The 18,604-nt window shown below is 51.6% G+C and carries 10 protein-coding genes and 1 CRISPR repeat array; all 10 genes read left to right on the forward strand.

Features of this window, described 5'->3' with window-relative positions; translation table 11 throughout:
* Positions 1 to 40 precede the first annotated feature (40 nt).
* The 10 genes from wrbA to HRU78_01195 all read left to right on the forward strand — a co-directional run bounded on the left by wrbA (position 41) and on the right by HRU78_01195 (position 18,530).
* Positions 41 to 643, forward strand: coding sequence for an NAD(P)H:quinone oxidoreductase (gene wrbA, locus HRU78_01150; GenBank protein ID QOJ22419.1), 603 nt, complete (start codon positions 41 to 43; stop codon positions 641 to 643).
* A gap of 365 nt (positions 644 to 1,008) precedes the next feature.
* Complete coding sequence (locus tag HRU78_01155) at positions 1,009 to 3,114, forward strand: methyl-accepting chemotaxis protein (protein QOJ22420.1); 2,106 nt, start codon at positions 1,009 to 1,011, stop codon at positions 3,112 to 3,114.
* Between the two features lie 40 nt (positions 3,115 to 3,154).
* Positions 3,155 to 7,726 (forward strand): Hpt domain-containing protein, encoded by a 4,572-nt coding sequence (locus tag HRU78_01160; GenBank protein ID QOJ22421.1) that lies wholly within the window; start codon positions 3,155 to 3,157, stop codon positions 7,724 to 7,726.
* Positions 7,727 to 7,918: 192 nt separating this feature from the next.
* Positions 7,919 to 11,014: a type II CRISPR RNA-guided endonuclease Cas9 gene (cas9, locus tag HRU78_01165; protein QOJ24856.1), complete on the forward strand. Its 3,096-nt coding sequence runs from the start codon at positions 7,919 to 7,921 to the stop codon at positions 11,012 to 11,014.
* Between the two features lie 5 nt (positions 11,015 to 11,019).
* Positions 11,020 to 11,949, forward strand: a complete 930-nt coding sequence (gene cas1, locus HRU78_01170) for a type II CRISPR-associated endonuclease Cas1 (GenBank protein ID QOJ22422.1) — start codon at positions 11,020 to 11,022, stop codon at positions 11,947 to 11,949.
* Between the two features lie 6 nt (positions 11,950 to 11,955).
* Positions 11,956 to 12,282, forward strand: coding sequence for a CRISPR-associated endonuclease Cas2 (gene cas2, locus HRU78_01175; GenBank protein QOJ22423.1), 327 nt, complete (start codon positions 11,956 to 11,958; stop codon positions 12,280 to 12,282).
* A 69-nt stretch (positions 12,283 to 12,351) separates the two neighbouring features.
* Positions 12,352 to 14,102: direct repeats of the CRISPR family, unit length 36 nt; unit sequence AGTTTAGCATATTGGGATTTGTGCTCTGACCGGAAC.
* A 188-nt stretch (positions 14,103 to 14,290) separates the two neighbouring features.
* Positions 14,291 to 14,992, forward strand: a complete 702-nt coding sequence (locus HRU78_01180) for a TIGR02594 family protein (protein QOJ24857.1) — start codon at positions 14,291 to 14,293, stop codon at positions 14,990 to 14,992.
* A gap of 31 nt (positions 14,993 to 15,023) precedes the next feature.
* Entirely contained in the window at positions 15,024 to 15,329 is a 306-nt protein-coding gene (locus HRU78_01185; GenBank protein QOJ22424.1) for a hypothetical protein, read from the forward strand.
* Entirely contained in the window at positions 15,322 to 17,703 is a 2,382-nt protein-coding gene (gene ppsA, locus HRU78_01190) for a phosphoenolpyruvate synthase (protein QOJ22425.1), read from the forward strand. The genes HRU78_01185 and ppsA overlap by 8 nt, the downstream gene beginning before the upstream one ends.
* Positions 17,700 to 18,530, forward strand: a complete 831-nt coding sequence (locus HRU78_01195; GenBank protein ID QOJ22426.1) for a kinase/pyrophosphorylase — start codon at positions 17,700 to 17,702, stop codon at positions 18,528 to 18,530. Before ppsA ends, HRU78_01195 begins: the two co-directional genes overlap by 4 nt.
* Positions 18,531 to 18,604: the final 74 nt, after the last annotated feature.

The raw sequence follows: 18,604 nt of genomic DNA on the forward strand, positions 1-18,604 counted from the left end.
AAGGTTTCAGTTCGCAACCTCATAAATCAGGAGACGTAGCATGGCAAAAGTTCTTGTTCTGTATTACAGCATGTACGGTCATATCGAAATCATGGCTCACGCGGTCGCTGAAGGCGTTCGCAGCGTCGAAAATACCGCGGTCGCCGTTAAACGCGTCCCCGAGCTCATGTCGGAGGAGGTTGCACGCAGGGTCGGTGCAAAGCTTGACCAGGCGGCACCGATCGCGACGGTGGATGAATTGCCGGACTATGACGCCATTATCTTCGGCACGCCTACCCGTTTCGGCAATATGTGCGCGCAAATGCGCAATTTTCTCGATCAGACAGGCCGCATATGGCTGAATGGCGGCCTGATCGGTAAGGTAGGCAGCGTGTTCACATCCACGGGCACACAGCACGGCGGGCAGGAAACTACGATTACCTCGTTTCATACCACTTTGCTCCATCATGGCATGATTATCGTAGGTGTCCCTTATTCCTGCCAGGAGATTATGAATATGAGTGAAATTACTGGCGGATCACCTTATGGGGCAAGCACGCTGGCCGGCGGCGACGGCAAGCGCCAACCGTCCGACAATGAAATCAAAGTTGCACATTTTCAAGGTGTTCACGTCGCTAACGTGGCTAATAAATTGTCATCCTGATTCATAGGGGTTTGCTAGAATTTATAAGTTACCCAGGTGGTAAAGTAATCGACTTCCTTGGCTGCGTGAGCGGTTTTCAAGAAATCGCTGGGAAGGAAATGCACATAACTTGCCAGGACTGTAACCTGCGAAACTGGCTCCCAGGTTAGTACGAATGCGGGCGAGCTGCCCGAGTAATTTTATCGTTGAATTCATCCGCATCAATACGCTCAACTCTTAAAAAGCGTTGTTTTCCAGGTTTTATTCCGCCTTTGGCTATCTCCGTTGGCGGTTAAGCTATCGCTCAACATGCGATATGTCCGACGCTGTTTGTCTTTAAAAAGACCGGACATTCAGGTGATTCTGACTTAAAGCTGGAGAACACGATGGCAGGCAATTTTTCTAAATTTGAATTGACGACCGGTTTGGTTGCGTTGGGTAAAAAATTACCGGTAATCGCGGCACCGGCGAGGAAGAGTGTTCCTAAAGGTGCCGCTCTGCTGAGCAATAGCTGGGTACTGGGCGGCATTGTGATCTTCTTCACTGCGTTGTTGCTCATCACATCGATGATCAGCGTGTGGCAGGCCAGGCAAAGTGCAATTCAACCGGAGCTTTCCGCGCAGTTACAAATTCACCATGAACGTATCGCAAATGCCGCGCAGTTGGCGCTGATGGGCGATGCGGCGGCATTTGCGCAATTACAGGACAGCCGCAATCAGTTCAATCATGTCATTACGCTCTTGTTGCAAGGTGGCTCGTATCGCGACACGGCGCTGCCGGTTGCAGATGAAGGGTTGATGCAAAGTGTGCTCGCGTATTCCAAGCATTGGCAGCCGGAAGAAAAAAAGATCGGTTTGATCCTAAACCAGCAGGAATCCCTGCTGCGGCTCAACAGCAGCATCAAAGCGGTCAATGTCGCGCATAGCCAACTGGCGCGGCGTATCGAGGAACTTGCCGCACGCTTGGCCGAAGCCGGAAATCTGCAGCAAGAAGTGCGCACTGTGGAGACGATCAAAATGCAGGCGCGCAGTATCGCCAAAAATGTGAAAACCCTGCTGCCTATCGAATTGCCGATGGCGGAGATGACTGCGCAGCTTGCTCAGGATCATGCGCAGATTTCAACGATGATTCAGACTTTGGGACAAGGCAGCAATGGCCTGGGTGTGGCTTCCAGCAAGCATGAGGTGATTCAGGATTTGCTCTCGCATGTCTATGCGCAACTGAGAAAATTCGACGATCATTTGCACATCATCCGCAAAGAAATTCCAGCGGCAGTGACCGTCGAATCAGCCGTCGATGAGATCGTGAACAACAATGCTGCCATGCTGAATATGGCCCGGGTGCTTGACGATGAGATTCAGCAACAACGCAGCCATAGCGCAACGCGATTTAACATGGTGATGATCGCTTTTGGCATATGCGTGCTGGCGGCGCTGATTTTTCTGGTGCGCGCGCTGCGCCGCGATGCTTACTATCAGGATTTGGCCAGCCGCAACGAGGTTGAGAAAGCGCAGAAAGCGATCGTGACACTGTTGGACGACATGAAAAAAATCGCCGATGGCGATCTGACAGTGCGCACCGACATCACCAATCACATGACCAGCGCGATTGCCGATGCCATCAACAGCACCATCGAAGAACTTCATACCCTGGTGGAACAGGTCAACCAGGCGGGCGCACTGGTGGTGAAAGCATCGCATCAGGCGCAGCAAGTGTCATCCGGATTGCTGCATGCGGCCGAGCAACAAACGGCAAAAATCGAACAAACTACGCTGGCCGTTGTCGGCATGACGGAGTCGATCGGCGCGATATCGGATATGGCGACGGAGTCCGCCAAGGTTGCCAAACAATCGCTCGCGGCTGCGGAAAAGGGAACGCTGGCGGTGCGTGAATCGATTGCCGGAATGAACGAGATCCGCACGCATATTCAAGATACTTCCAAGCGGATCAAGCGTCTGGGCGAGAGTTCGCAAGAGATCGGCGAGATTGTCGCCTTGATCACCGACATTACCGACCAGACCAATGTGCTGGCGCTGAATGCGGCGCTGCAAGCCACTACCGCCGGAGAAGCGGGGCACGGATTTAACGTGATCGCGCAAGAAGTGCAGCGTCTGGCCGAGCGCTCGGCGGAAGCCAGCAAACAGATCAGCGAGTTGATCGTTACCATCCAGGGCGATACGCGGGATGCCATTGCGGCGATGGAACGCAGCACGCTCGGCGTGGCGAAAGGAACAAAACGCTCCGATGCGGCGGGACGGGCGCTGGAGGAAATCGAGCAAGTGTCGAAGCAACTGGCGCAGCTGGTGACGCATATTTTCGACGTCACCAATACGCAGACGCGGGCAGCGCATAAGGTGGTTGCCAATATGGAAGAAATTCTTCATATTACCCGGCAGACGACGCAAGGAACGCTGAAAACCACGGGATCGATCAAGCAGATCGCGGGATTTGCATCCGAGCTGAAGGCATCGGTATCCAATTTCAAGGTGTGACGGCATGGCCGGTCTCAATATCGTTTGATGGTACAAACACATGAACGCGCAACCCAAACTTAATATTGCTTCGATAATCGGGATCAAGGACGGCATTTATCAAGTCTTTGCATTGATCGATCAGACTCTGGACGTATATAGCCAGCATCCCGGCAAGATCAATCTGCTCAGCGATTGCCGCAATTATATTCATCAACTCGATGGATTGCTTGAAATGCTCGGGTTAACCAGCATCACCATCGTGACTGAGAAGATGGAGCAACTGGTCGAAGCGTTGCTCAGTAAGAAAATTGAACCCAGTGCGGCGGTTTTCGATGCGCTGAAACAATCCACTAAGGCGCTGTTGTACTATCTGAACGAATTGATCGACGGCGCCGGAGAAAATCCGTTGCGCCTGTTTCCGGCGTATCGCGGCTTGATGCAGGTGTACGGTTTTGAAAATGCACCGGAAAGCGATTTGTTTTTTCCCCGTTTGATGGCCACGCCGGCATTAAAGGCCGAAGCTCCGCCGCTGGATGACGCTGCCGCCAAAATCCTGGCAAAGCAACTGGGCGCCGAGTATCAGGCCGGTTTGCTGAAGTGGCTGCGCGATCCGTCGAATCAAGATGGTCTGCGGCAAATGGCCGTGGTTGCGGACAAGATCGAGGAATTTCCCGGAAGCACCGAAGCGCGCGCATTCTGGTGGGTGGCGGCCGGTTTTCTGGAAGATTTGCTGCGCCTGCAAGGCGGTCAGATCGACCTGCCGGTGCGCCGTCTGTGCGGAAAGATCGAACAAACGATCCGCCATCTGGCGGCGGGAACACCCGGCAATACGTCCGTGTTAATGCGGGAATTGCTGTATCACATTGCGCACAGCGAATCGGATAGCCAACGCATCAACGCCATCAAGAACAGTTATGTCTGGCCGAGTCAGGCAAAAGACCAGGATACGCCGACCTTTGAACAGTCGGAAGCCTTGCGTCCTATCTTGGAAAGGCTGCGCGAAACGCTGATGCAAGCCAATGATATCTGGCGCGAATTCTGCGCCGGGCAACAGGAAAGTTTGGTTTCTCTACTGGAATACGTCGACTGGCTCGGTCATCAAGCACGGCAGACCGGATATGCGCCCCTAGGGAAGCTGGTCGACGCTATCGGCGACACGGTCAGTTATTTGCACGATCATCCCCAGGATGCCAGCGAAGAGCTGGCGATGGAAATGGCTGCCGCGCTGTTGCTGGTGGAAAGTATCATCGACGACTTTAACAAGCTGCCTGCCGATCTATCGCAGCAGATCGATGTGGTCGTATCCCGTCTGCACGGCATCACACAGGGCAACGTCAGCGACCTGCCGGCTGCGCCGACCTTTAAAACGCTGGAAGGTAAGACACAGGAAAAAGAATTGCAAGCGCAAGTGGCGCAGGAAATTCTGACCAGTCTGGCGCAAATCGAAAGCATTCTGGATAAATTCTTCTTCGAACCGGCGCAGCGCGAGCAATTGCCATTGCTGTCCGATTTATTCAAGCAAATCTCCGGTACGCTGGTCATGCTTGATCTGGAGCGCGCGCATACGTTGCTGCATCTGTGCCAAGGTCTGATCGAGAAACTGTTGAAACCGGGTTACGACATTGCCGAGGCGGAACAAATCCTGCTCGTCGATGGATTGAGCAGTTTCGGTTTTTACATCGAAGCGCTGCGCAGCGGGCAACCCGACAGTGAGCTGATTGTCGAGGAAGCCATCCAACGGTTCCAAGCCTCACCGGCGCAACCGAGCGCACCTGTGCCGGTGCCGGAAACGGCCGCTTCCAAGCCTGCCGTCATGACGGAGAAAGAGCCTGCAACTGCTGAAACCGTACATGCCGGTATCGATCCGGAACTCCTCGATATTTTCCTGGAAGAAGCGGACATCGTGTTCGCCAGCATCGCCGAAGATTTGCAGAAATGCCGCATCGACACTGCCGATCGCGAGCCGCTTGCCAGCCTGCGGCGCGGATTTCACACGCTGAAAGGCAGCGGCCGCATGGTTGGGCTGGAAGAAATGAGTGAAGTCGCTTGGAACGTGGAGCAAGTGCTGAATCTTTGGCTGAGTGAAAAGCGGTTGATCTCCGGTCAGTTGCTGGAGTTGATCGGCAGCGCTCATCAGGCGTATGGCGAGTGGTGCCGGAATCTGCGCGAACAGGGCAGCGCCGATGTCGATGCGGCAGCATTGCTGTCGGCGGCGAAGGAATTGTTAACCCGCAAGAAAGCCGGCAAAAAAACAGCCGCCAAGCCGAAAGCCGAAGCGATCACGCCGGCAACCGAGGCAGTTCAGGCTGCTGCAGCCATAGAATCGCCGCCATCGCTGACACCGGCACCAGCCGAAACCGCGCAGGCGCTGCAGCCGTTGCAAACTTTGCCGGCAGCGGCGGAACCATCCGATCGGATCAATCCGGAATTGTTGCAAGCGTTTCTGGAAGAGGCCGACAGCATCATCCCGCAAATCGGCGGGAAATTGCGCGGCTGGCGCATGTTGCCGCAAGACGAGGATATTCATCATGCACTACTGCGGCTGCTGCATACGCTGAAAGGCAGCGCGCGCATGGCGGGCGCTTTGCAGTTAGGCGAACTGATCCATGCGATGGAAAGCCATGTGGAAGCGGTTTTTCGCGATCGCCTGATTGACGATGCCGCGCTGGATCAGCTCGAAAGCGAATTTGACGCCATCAGCGGCAAGATTGAACAATTGCAGCACAGCGAAAGCGCTGCGGCTCAAGAACATCAAGCTGCTGTGGCGATCTCAGAAGCGGTACAGCCGCCTGCCGAAACAACCGGATTGCTGCAATCCAAAACGCTGCTGCGCATCAATTCCGAACTGATCGACCGCCTCGTCAATGACGCCGGTGAAGCCAGCATTTTGCGGTCAAAAATTGAAACACAACTGAGCAATTTCAAACAATCGTTGCAGGACTTGACGGAGAGCACGCATCGTTTGCACGATCAGTTGCGCGAAGTGGAAATCCAGGCGGAAACGCAAATGCAGTCGCATCTTGCGCAGCAGCATGACAATGAACACAGCTTTGACCCGCTCGAGTTTGACCGCTTTTCCCGCTTCCAGGAATTGACCCGGTTGATGGCCGAAAGCGTGGATGACATCGTCACGGTGCAAAAAAACCTGCGGGCAACGCAGACCGCCGCTGAAGAAGCGGTGGCGCAACAAGCGGTGATCAACCGTCAGCTGCAGCAATCGTTGCTGCAAATCCGTACGATTCCATTCAGTAATTATGCCGAGCGGTATTATCGTATCGCCCGGCAAGTGGCGGAGGATTTGGGTAAAAAAGTCAATTTCGAGATTCACGGCGCTGAAGTCGATATTGATCGCAGCGTGCTGGAAAAAATCAGTCCGCCGCTGGAACACCTGCTGCGCAACGCCATCGCGCACGGTATCGAAGAACCGGCGCAAAGACGGCAAGCGGGCAAAGCCGAGAACGGTCAAGTCGTTATCCAGTTGCGTCAAGAAGGTAACGAAGTCAGCATTATGCTCAGCGACGATGGTTGCGGTTTAAATCTGCCACGCATCCGCGAGGAAGCGCAGCGCCTAGGTTTGGTTCAGAAAAATGAAGCGCTCGACGACAACAAGATCATGTCGCTGATTTTCGCGCAAGGCTTGTCAACGACCGATTCGGTCACCGGAATTGCCGGCCGTGGCATTGGCCTGGATATCGTCAAGAATGAGATTTCAATGCTCGGCGGGCGCATCAGCGTGCAATCCGTTGCCGGTCAAGGAACAACCTTCGCGATCAGCTTGCCGCTCACGTTATCCGTGGCGCAAACATTGATGGTGCGCGCAGGGAAACAAACGTATGCGATCCCTGCTTTCATCGTCGAGCATCAGCGCGAATTCGATCAGGATACGTTGCAGAAAATCTACCAGGATCATCGTGTCGTGTTGAATGGCATCACCTATCCGTTTGCTCATCTATCGCACCTGCTGGGTGAAACCGGTCATGTTGCGGAGACTGTTCAGCATCGCCAGGTATTGTTTTTGCACAGTGGCACGCAGCATCTGGCTGTGCATACCGATGAATTGCTCGGCAGCAGTGAAGTGGTCGCCAAAAATATCGGTGCGCAACTGGCGCAAGCACCGGGCGTGGAAGGCGCCACCATCACCGGCGACGGTGAAGTGATTCTGATCCTGAATCCGGTAAAACTGCTGCAGCGCAGCGACGTGCAAACGGTGCTTAGCACACCTGCCAGCGGATTGGCTGCGGCACCGCAGAAGAAAACAGCCGCGCCGCCCACCGTCATGGTGGTGGATGATTCATTGACGGTGCGCAAAGTCACCTGCCGCCTGTTGGAACGCGAGGGTTGCGACGTGCTGATCGCGAAGAACGGCGCGGAAGCAGTCGAGATTCTGCAGGAAACCACGCCGGATGTCATGCTGATCGATCTGGAAATGCCGAAAATGAACGGCTTTGAATTGATCAGGAAAATACGCGCCGACTCCGAGACGGCGCCTATGCCGATCATCATCATCTCCTCCCGGACGGCGGAGAAACACCGCAAAATCGCCAAGGATCTGGGCGTCAATGTCTTTCTCGGCAAGCCCTACAAAGAGGAAGAACTGCTCGATCATTTGTCTGAATTTATCAGGAAATAGCACCCATAAAAATAAGGGCCGCATATAGCGGCCCTCTCATTTGGTGCATCTTTCTGCTTGTTAGCGTCCAGAGCACAAATCCCAATATACTATTGTGGCGTACATTCTAATGACAAAGCTCAAGACGATCAATAAAATCATATAGAAACTTTAATCATAGCTGGAGAATACACCTTGTTGCATAAGAATAAGATGGGTTATCGACTAGCCCTCGACTTGGGGGCAACTTCACTAGGTTGGTCAATGATTAGACTGGATGCCAATCAACAACCTTGTGCAGTTATCAAAGCAGGGGTACGTATTTTTTCAAATGGACGTAACCCGAAAGATGGCTCTTCTTTGGCTGTAACGCGCCGCGAAGCGCGCGCCATGCGCCGTCGCCGTGACCGCTTACTGAAGCGCAAAGCACGTATGATGCGTACACTCATCGAATATGGTTTTTTTCCTGCCGAAGAAATACAGCGTAAAGTATTGGAAACCCTCAATCCTTATGCACTACGTGCCAAAGGACTGGATGAGGCGCTTACTCCATCTGAATTTGGCCGTGCATTGTTTCACATTAATCAGCGACGCGGATTTAAGAGTAATCGCAAAACCGATAAAAAAGACAATGACAGTGGTGCGTTAAAGACCGCCATCAGCAAACTGCGTGGAACACTTAGAGCAGAAAACTACCGTACAGTAGGTGAGTGGCTGCACAAGCGCAATGAAGCAAATCAAACCGTTCGTGCCCGCTATCGTCAGAATAAAACCATAAAAGATGATGGCAAGACAAAAATTGATAAATATTATGATCTCTACATTGATCGCGCGATGATTGAGCATGAGTTTGATCAATTATGGAAAAAACAAGCGGAACTGAATCCGGCTGTATTCACCGAAACCGCACGTGCCGATCTGAGAGACGTTCTGTTGCATCAGCGCCCGCTTAAACCCGTCAAACCAGGGCGCTGTACATTCATGCCCGACGAAGAGCGCGCGCCGTTAGCCTTACCCAGCACCCAACGCTTTCGCATGTATCAGGAGGTTAATAATCTGCGTATCTTGCGGGAAGGACTGAGGGAAGAACCGCTGATGTTACAGCAGCGTGATGAGCTGATTGCTGCCCTGGAAAAAAACAGTAAGCGTACCTTTACGCAGATCAAGAAATTACTTGGAGTTGGCGGCGCAGTTCAGTTCAATTTTGAAGATCCGAAACGTGAAGAACTCAAAGGCAATACCACTAGCGCTATTCTTAGTAAAAAAGAACATTTTGGCGATGCCTGGTTTGCATTTGATGAAACTAAACAAGATGCCATCGTGTTGCAATTGATCAAGGAAGAAAATGAAGCCAAGCTTGTACGCTGGCTGCAAGATGAAACAGGTATTGATGAGCAATGTGCTGAAGCTATCGCCAATATTGGTTTACCAGAAGGCTATGGTAGCTTATGCGCAAAAGCATTGGCACGCATTCTGCCGGAATTGCGGCGGGACGTAGTGACCTATGACAAAGCAGTACAAGCGGCTGGTTTTGAGCATCATAGCCGGCTTGGTTCAAACACTGAAATTCCCGGTATTACCTTCAAGATCGAAAATATTGATCAGGATTCAGGTGAAATCAAGGAATTTCATGTTCACAAGAAGTTGCCTTACTACGGCGAATATCTGCAACGTCACGTCGGTTTTGGTAGTGGAAAACCAGAAGATTCTGCGGAGAAACGGTATGGCAAAATAGCCAACCCCACCGTACATATCGGATTAAACCAAGTTCGTCTTGTGGTCAATGCACTCATCAAACGCTACGGTCACCCCAGCGAAGTGATTGTTGAAGTGGCGCGTGACCTAAAACAAAGCAAACTTCAGCGCGATGAAGAAAACAAGCGGCAAACCGAGAATCAAAATCGCAACAAGCGGCTGCGTACTATCATTGCAGAGACTTTACAAATTAATGAAGAGCGTGTCAGACGCGACGACATTGAAAAAATGATCTTGTGGGAGGAACTTAACCCAAGAAATGCCGCAGATCGGCGTTGCCCGTATTCTGGCGCGCAAATCAGTGCTGCCATGTTGTTAAGCGAAGGAGTGGAAATTGAACATATTCTGCCTTTTTCGCAGACGCTCGACGATAGCCTTAACAACAAAACACTGGCACTCCGTCAAGCCAATCGTATTAAGGGAAATCGTACGCCTTGGGATGCGCGGAACGATTTTGCCGCTCAAGGCTGGGACTATGCAAGCATTCTCGCCAGAGCTGAACAAATGTCCAAAGCCAAGCGTTATCGCTTTGGCGAAGATGGCTACCAACACTGGTTGAGAGACGATGCAGGTTTTTTGGCACGGGCACTGAACGACACTCGCCACCTGAGCAAAGTAGCACGTGAATACATGAGCTTGGTCTGCCCCAATACGCGCGTTATTCCCGGCCGCATGACCGCCATGCTGCGCGCGAAATTCGGTCTGAACGACGTTCTTGGTTTAAATGGTGAGAAGAATCGTAACGATCATCGCCACCATGCAGTCGATGCCTGCGTGATTGCCGTGACTGATCAGGGTTTGTTGCAGCGTTTTGCAAAAGCCAGCGCCAATGCGCGCGAGCGGCAGCTTAATCGTTTGGTGGAGACAATGCCATTGCCGTGGGAAAGCTACCGGGAGCACGTGCAGCGTGCCATTGCCGCTATTTGGGTTAGTCATAAACCAGATCATAGTCATGAAGGCGCTATGCATAATGATACAGCTTATGGTTTACGAGAAAATGGCAAAGTCAGTTTTCATAAAATGGTGGATGGAAAACGTGAATGCATAGAGGACAACCTTAAGGTCATTGAAATTTCCGATGCCAAAGCCCTAGATCGGCATGGTTTGCTACCAACTGGCAAGCCAAGGCCATACAAAGGCTACAAAGGTGACAGCAACTATTGCATTGAGATTATTCGCAATGAAAAAGGAAAATGGGAGGGCGAAGTTATTTCCACATTCAATGCCTATCAGCTGGTGCGTGAGCATGGTGCAGCGCGGCTTCGACATCCGGACTTAGGTATCAGCGGGAAACCATTGGTGATGCGTTTGATTCGTAATGACTTTGTTCGGCTAGAACTTGAAGGTGTAACAAGAACATTGCGTGTTTGTAAAATGAGAGAGGATGGCCAGATTGCGCTAGCAGATGTGGCTGAAGCCAATGTCGATTCGAGGACCAGAGCCAAAGAAATTTCTTATGTACTCAAGACGGGTGGTTCTCTACAGAAAGCCAAAGCCCGCCAAATCAGCATTTCTCCTATTGGCGAGCTTCGCGACCCTGGTTTTAAGGGGTAACTCAGATGATAGGCCGCATCATCGAGGTAGCAGATGACCGGCGGCACCTGTTCCTATCACGCGGTTTCCTAGTGGTAAAAGATACCGAAGGCGAGCGCAAGGAATTGGGGCAGATACCGCTGGACGATATTGCCGCCGTTATCGCCAATGCACATGGTTTGAGCTATACCAATAACCTCTTGGTAGCGTTGGCCGAGCGCTGCGCTCCTTTTGTATTATGTGCAGCTAATCACAATGCGGTAGGCATGATGCTGACGATAGATGGCAACTATCAACAAGCAAAACGATTTGACGCGCAACTCGCTGCTAGCCAGCCGCTTAAAAAGCGTCTTTGGGCAGAAATTGTCAAGTCAAAGCTGCAACAGCAGGCTGATGCATTGGAAGCTGCGGGCGCACCATTTATTCCTCTATCTGCTTTAGTCCGTAAAGTGCGTTCGGGTGATCCAGACAATTTGGAAGCGCAAGGGGCACGGCGTTATTGGGGACTTTTGTTTGGAGATGATTTCCGCCGCGATCAACAAAGTGATGGCCTCAACGCCATGCTCAACTACGGTTATACCATTTTGCGCGCAACTACCGCGCGCGCAGTGGTTGCAGCGGGATTGCATCCAACCATTGGATTACATCACAGCAACGAAAGCAATGCCATGCGATTGGTGGATGATTTAATGGAGCCTTTTCGCCCTGTGATAGATCTGAAAGTCTGGCAATTATATCGACATGGGGAACCCCAGGTAACACCAGAAAGCAAACGTGAATTGGTAAGAACGCTATACGATGATATGCAAACCAGCACAGGCGCAACTCCTTTAATAGTTTGTACGCAGAAACTTGCCGTCTCACTGGCGCAAGTTTTTATGGGAGAGAGAAATAAGCTTGACTTGCCTTTGCCAGGATTGCCACTCGACTTAGCCGCATCATTTCTGGAGGATTAACGTGCCATGCTTTCGGGATATCGGTTAATGTGGGTTATAGTCATGTTCGATTTACCTGTCGTTGAAAAAGCTGAGCGCAAAGCAGCAACGGATTTTCGTAATACTCTATTAGATATGGGATTTGAGATGTCGCAATTTTCTGTTTATATGCGTTTCTGTAGCAGCCAGAGTCAGATCGACACGTATTGCACGCAGGTAGAGAGAAACTTGCCTGTAGGGGGTAAAGTGAATATCCTGCAATTTACCGACAAGCAATACGAACGCATTATTACTTTTAGCGGAAAAGCTAAACAACCGAGTAAAAAACCACCCCAGCAGTATGAGCTTTTCTGAAGATTATCAGTATTTCTATACTAGTATGCACATTAACCCTATTAACAATCATAAGGTTAATGTGCAGCTAGTTTAGCATATTGGGATTTGTGCTCTGACCGGAACTAACGGCAGTCTGTATCGGCTTAGCCACATAGTTTAGCATATTGGGATTTGTGCTCTGACCGGAACCCTTATGACGGCCTAGAGGCCTTGAAGCAGAGTTTAGCATATTGGGATTTGTGCTCTGACCGGAACTGTACGCAGTGTTGCCAGCATGTAGCGAGTAGTTTAGCATATTGGGATTTGTGCTCTGACCGGAACATCCTTACTACACACAAACAGCCGGTCACAAGTTTAGCATATTGGGATTTGTGCTCTGACCGGAACTTCCGCGCTCCAGATGGCAAGATCGCATTCAGTTTAGCATATTGGGATTTGTGCTCTGACCGGAACTATTGAATAGCAATGATCCCGCCAACAACTAGTTTAGCATATTGGGATTTGTGCTCTGACCGGAACGTAGCTGACACCTACGAGGTACTACGCATCAGTTTAGCATATTGGGATTTGTGCTCTGACCGGAACTTACTGATCGGATTCTATCTTATCGCGGTAAGTTTAGCATATTGGGATTTGTGCTCTGACCGGAACTACAGGTAGTAGCGCGCAATGTCGCAATTCAGTTTAGCATATTGGGATTTGTGCTCTGACCGGAACTGTTATCGGCTCATATTCATTATATGAATAAGTTTAGCATATTGGGATTTGTGCTCTGACCGGAACGATCTTATCATCATAACCTACTTTTTGACAAGTTTAGCATATTGGGATTTGTGCTCTGACCGGAACGAAAATAGAGATGATTTACAACGGGCTATTAGTTTAGCATATTGGGATTTGTGCTCTGACCGGAACCAAAATGGATACAAATCGACGTGAGTCTGAAGTTTAGCATATTGGGATTTGTGCTCTGACCGGAACGGGTAGGCCGCCATTACGCCAGTCATTTTCAGTTTAGCATATTGGGATTTGTGCTCTGACCGGAACGTGTACGGATAGCGTATCGCCGGTAATTGCAGTTTAGCATATTGGGATTTGTGCTCTGACCGGAACTGCCCTTGGTATCACGAAACCAAAATTTTTAGTTTAGCATATTGGGATTTGTGCTCTGACCGGAACACCTAGTCAACTGTGGTTCTGTCGTGTGTGAGTTTAGCATATTGGGATTTGTGCTCTGACCGGAACCAGCAGGGGGAGTTATTAGTAATTGCTATAAGTTTAGCATATTGGGATTTGTGCTCTGACCGGAACTGATTTCGCGCACTTGCACTTCTGTCACATAGTTTAGCATATTGGGATTTGTGCTCTGACCGGAACTAGCCAAGCAACTGATCGGGAGATTTATTGAGTTTAGCATATTGGGATTTGTGCTCTGACCGGAACTCACAACCATATATTTAATAAGGACTAATTAGTTTAGCATATTGGGATTTGTGCTCTGACCGGAACACCGGCACGTATTATATAGAGCAGATGTACAGTTTAGCATATTGGGATTTGTGCTCTGACCGGAACTTGTTAATCCAGTTAGCATAAGCGCCAATAAGTTTAGCATATTGGGATTTGTGCTCTGACCGGAACTTCGATTTGCTCCGTATGGCTCATGATGGAGTTTAGCATATTGGGATTTGTGCTCTGACCGGAACCCTCCGTGCCATCCTGTCAATTTCAATCCCAGTTTAGCATATTGGGATTTGTGCTCTGACCGGAACTTTTAATTCCCCCGGCCAATGTCAGGGGATAGTTTAGCATATTGGGATTTGTGCTCTGACCGGAACTTGCTTTCCTTCCTTTGCAGCCCTCTGCATAAAAATGCATATTTGTTAAGCATAAACTGCGTTTTTCACTTGTCTTTGCTTTGCATCGACTGCCTTAAGTACGTTTTTAAACGGCTTGCTAGAGAAAAATACTGCATAATTCCACCACTGGGTTTTCCATTCAGTTCACATGAATTCCAGGAGGTATGATGGCTAGCAATGCGGTCAAGCAGATTCAGCAAGTGCTGAAAAATAAAGGGTTTGATCCGGGGGAAATCGACGGCATTTGGGGGCGCAAGACCATTGCTGCAGTGCAGCAATTTCAGCAGCAACAGGGCCTTGAGGTGGATGGCATTGTCGGTCCCAAAACTTCGGCGGTACTTTTCTCGGATGCTACCGCCGCTATCTCAAACAATCCGTTACTACCTTGGTTTGAAGAAGCCAAGCACTTGATGGGTACGAAGGAAGTGCTTGGCGATAAGAATAATCCTGTCATCATGGATTGGGCAAAGGATCTCGATATCCATTATGCCGGTGACGATGTGCCATGGTGCGGGTTGTTTGTCGCACATTGTGTCGGCACCACTTTGCAGCAGGAAGTACTGCCGGGAAATCCATTGGGGGCGCGGCAATGGGAGAAGTTCGGGAGCGCTACCGATCCGCGCGTCGGTGCCATCATGGTGTTCTGGCGCGAATCGCTGGCCAGCGGGAAAGGTCATGTTGGTTTTTATGTCGGCGAGGATGCCGATGCCTATCAGATTCTCGGCGGCAATCAGTCGGACGAAGTCTGTCTGATGTGGTTAAGCAAAGACAGATTCCGCTGCGCGCGCTGGCCGGAAACCGCTGCTTCGTTGAACAGCAAGGTCGTGCTGAAAGACAGGAATGAAGGTTTGTCGGTCAATGAAGCGTGAGCTTTATTGACGGATCCGTTCTGATTCGGCTTTGATTGCTGCAAATGACATGGTTTTCCTGCTGAATAGTGTTGCAGTGTTGCAGCAGGGATTTCCCGTGACATGTTTTGTTTCCGTCATCGAAGTCGTCAATTCAGCTGCTTATTTTTTACAGTTTCTCGAAACCACGCACAGATATCCCTTGTTCCTTGAATTGCCAGCTATGGCTGGCAGTGTGTTTTGTGCCATGCCGAATATTTGCGATTTGCCGGATAATATGCGTAACATTGGCAAATCACGCGCAACACTGAATAATGGCAGTATTCGTCATCTAAGCAATGGGAATTTCAATGTCTGAATATATTGTCTGGTTTGATCAATTGACTATGAACGATGTCGGTCTAGTCGGCGGCAAGAATGCCTCGCTGGGTGAAATGATTAGCCATCTTGCGCAAGCCGGTGTGACTGTGCCTGCCGGTTTTGCCACCACGACCGCCGCGTACCGGGAATTTCTGGCGGCTAACGGCTTGACGGATCGCATCAATCAGTTACTGAACGGCTTGAACGTCGATAACATCCAAGCGCTGGCTGCTGCCGGTAAAACCATTCGCGGCTGGGTGTCGAGTGCGACATTGCCGGATGCGATTTTGCAAGCCATTTCGCAGGCCTACGACAAGCTTGCCGCAACCAGCGGCGAGGCTTCGTTTGCCGTACGTTCGTCGGCCACAGCCGAGGATCTGGCCGATGCGTCGTTTGCTGGGCAACAGGAGACGATGTTGAACGTGCGCGGATTGGATCAAATCATTGCGGCGGTCAAGGTGGTGTTCGCGTCGCTGTATAACGATCGCGCAATCGCGTACCGGGTGCATCAGCACTTTCCGCACGATAAGGTATATTTGTCCGCCGGTATCCAGAAAATGGTGCGCAGCGACTTGGGCGCGAGCGGTGTGATGTTTACGCTGGATACCGAATCCGGCTTTCGCGATACGGTTTTCATCACGGCTACGTACGGATTGGGCGAGACCATCGTGCAGGGTATCGTCAACCCGGATGAGTTTTACGTATACAAGCGTGGGCTTGCCGCCGGAAGACCGGCAATTCTGTCGCGGCGGCTGGGCACCAAAGCCATCGAGATGGTATACGCCGATAAAAAAAGCGACAACGGCGCATTCACATGGACGCGTGACGTCGAAGCGGCGCGGCGTATGCGCTTTTCGCTATCCGATGCGCAAGCCGAGGCGCTGGCGCGTCAGGCGGTAATCATCGAGCAGCATTACGGCCGGCCGATGGATATCGAATGGGCGCTGGATGGGCAGGATGGGCAACTGTATATCGTGCAGGCGCGCCCGGAAACGGTGGAAAGCCGTGCCACAGCGGTGCTGGAGCGGTTCAAGCTCAACCGCAAAGGATTGGTGCTGGCGGAGGGGCGTGCGATCGGCGGCAAGATCGGCCAGGGAACGGCGCGCTTGATTAAGAATGTCGATCAGATGCATGCCATTGAAGCAGGCGATGTGCTGGTGACCGACATGACCGATCCTGACTGGGAGCCGATCATGAAGCGCGCTGCTGCCATTGTCACCAACCGCGGCGGACGCACCTGTCATGCCGCGATCATCGCACGCGAAATGGGCATTCCGGCCGTTGTCGGTTGCGGTAATGCCACCGCGCTGATCGCCAATGGCGCGGCGGTTACCGTTTCCTGCGCGGAAGGGGATACCGGGCGCGTTTACGAAGGATTATTGCCGTTCGAACACCTGAAAACCGATACCGGCAACCTGCCCGATCTGCCGGTCAAAATCATGATGAACGTCGGCGATCCGTCGCACGCCTTCGCAATCTCCCGCACACCCAATCAAGGGGTCGGACTGGCAAGATTGGAATTCATCATCAACAACCGCATCGGCATTCATCCCAAGGCATTGCTGGAATTCAACGCATTACCCAGCGATCTGAAACATCAAATCAGCCGGCGCCTCGCCGGTTACGCCAACCCCGTCGATTTTTACGTGGAAAAATTGACCGAGGGCATTGCCACCTTGGCGGCGGCGTTTGACCCGCATCCGGTGATTGTGCGCACTTCCGATTTCAAATCCAACGAGTACGCCAATCTGATCGGCGGCAACCGCTATGAACCGCACGAAGAAAACCCGATGATCGGCTTTCGTGGGGCATCGCGTTATATCGCTGCTCCGTTCCGCGATTGTTTTGAGCTCGAATGCCGGGCGTTACGCAAGGTGCGTGATGACATGGGATTAACCAACGTCGAGATCATGATTCCGTTTTGCCGCACTTTGGAGGAAGCCGAGCAAGTCACCGCATTGCTCGCGTCGCAGGGATTGGTGCGCGGCCGGAATGGTTTGCGCCTCATCATGATGTGCGAAATCCCTTCCAATGCGTTGCTGGCGGAAGAATTCTTGCAGTACTTCGACGGTTTTTCCATCGGCTCCAACGACATGACGCAATTGACGCTGGGGGTCGACCGGGATTCCAGTCTGGTGGCGCCTGTTTTCGACGAGCGCAACCCGGCCGTCAAGAAATTACTGGCAATGGCCATCGACGCTTGCCGCAAGCAGGGAAAATACATCGGCATTTGCGGTCAAGGACCATCCGATTATCCGGATTTTGCCATTTGGCTCTACCAGCAAGGCATCAGCAGCCTATCGCTCAATCCCGATTCCGTGGTGGATACCTGGCTGCGCCTATCCAAATTGAACAAACCGAATTCCGCGTGACGCAGCACAAACGCACCGTATTCTATTTGTCCGACCGTACCGGCATCACCGTGGAAACACTCGGTCATAGCTTGCTGACACAGTTTGACGGCGTCGCCTGGGAGATAGTCAACGTGCCGTTTCTGGATGACAGCGAAAAAGCCCAGGCTGTGGCGGCGCAGATCAATCAGGCTGCCGAGCGCGACGGTCAGCGGCCTTTGGTGTTCAGCACACTGCTGCAACCGGATATTCTCGATTTGATCAAGCAAGCCGACTGCCGGGTGCTTGATTTTTTTGAAGCTTTCATTGGTCCGGTCGAAGAAGAATTGCGCCAGCCGTTCGCGCGCATGGCCGGGCGTTCGCACGGTGTGCAGCACCACCTGGCGTATGCCAAGCGAATCGCAGCGATCAATTTCGTGCTGGCACACGACGACGGCGTCAATCCGAAGCATTTCGCGCAAGCCGACATCATTCTGATCGGCGTATCGCGTTGCGGTAAAACGCCGACCTGCCTGTATCTGGGCCTGCAATACGGTATCGCCGCGGCGAACTATCCATTGACGCCCGACGACATGAACGTGCAACAATTTCCGGCAGTGCTGGAACCGGTCAAGCCCAAACTGTTCGGTCTGACCCTTACCCCGGCGCAATTGCACTTCATCCGCCAGGAGCGCCGCCCAAACAGTCAATACGCCTCGCTGGCGCAGTGCCAGCAGGAAATTCAGTGGCAGGAGTCATTGTTTAGCCGTTTCGATATCCCATACCTCGACACCACGCGCATTTCCATCGAGGAAATCAGCGCGATCATTCTGGATCGCTGTGGGTTGAAGCGGCAGTTGTATGGATGAATCTGTCAGGAAAGCTTTGGAGAACTGCTGTGTTGAAATCGGGCGAAAAATGCTCATTTGTTCTTTGTAAATTG

Source organism: Gammaproteobacteria bacterium, from assembly GCA_015709635.1.
Taxonomy (GTDB): domain Bacteria; phylum Pseudomonadota; class Gammaproteobacteria; order Burkholderiales; family Nitrosomonadaceae; genus Nitrosomonas.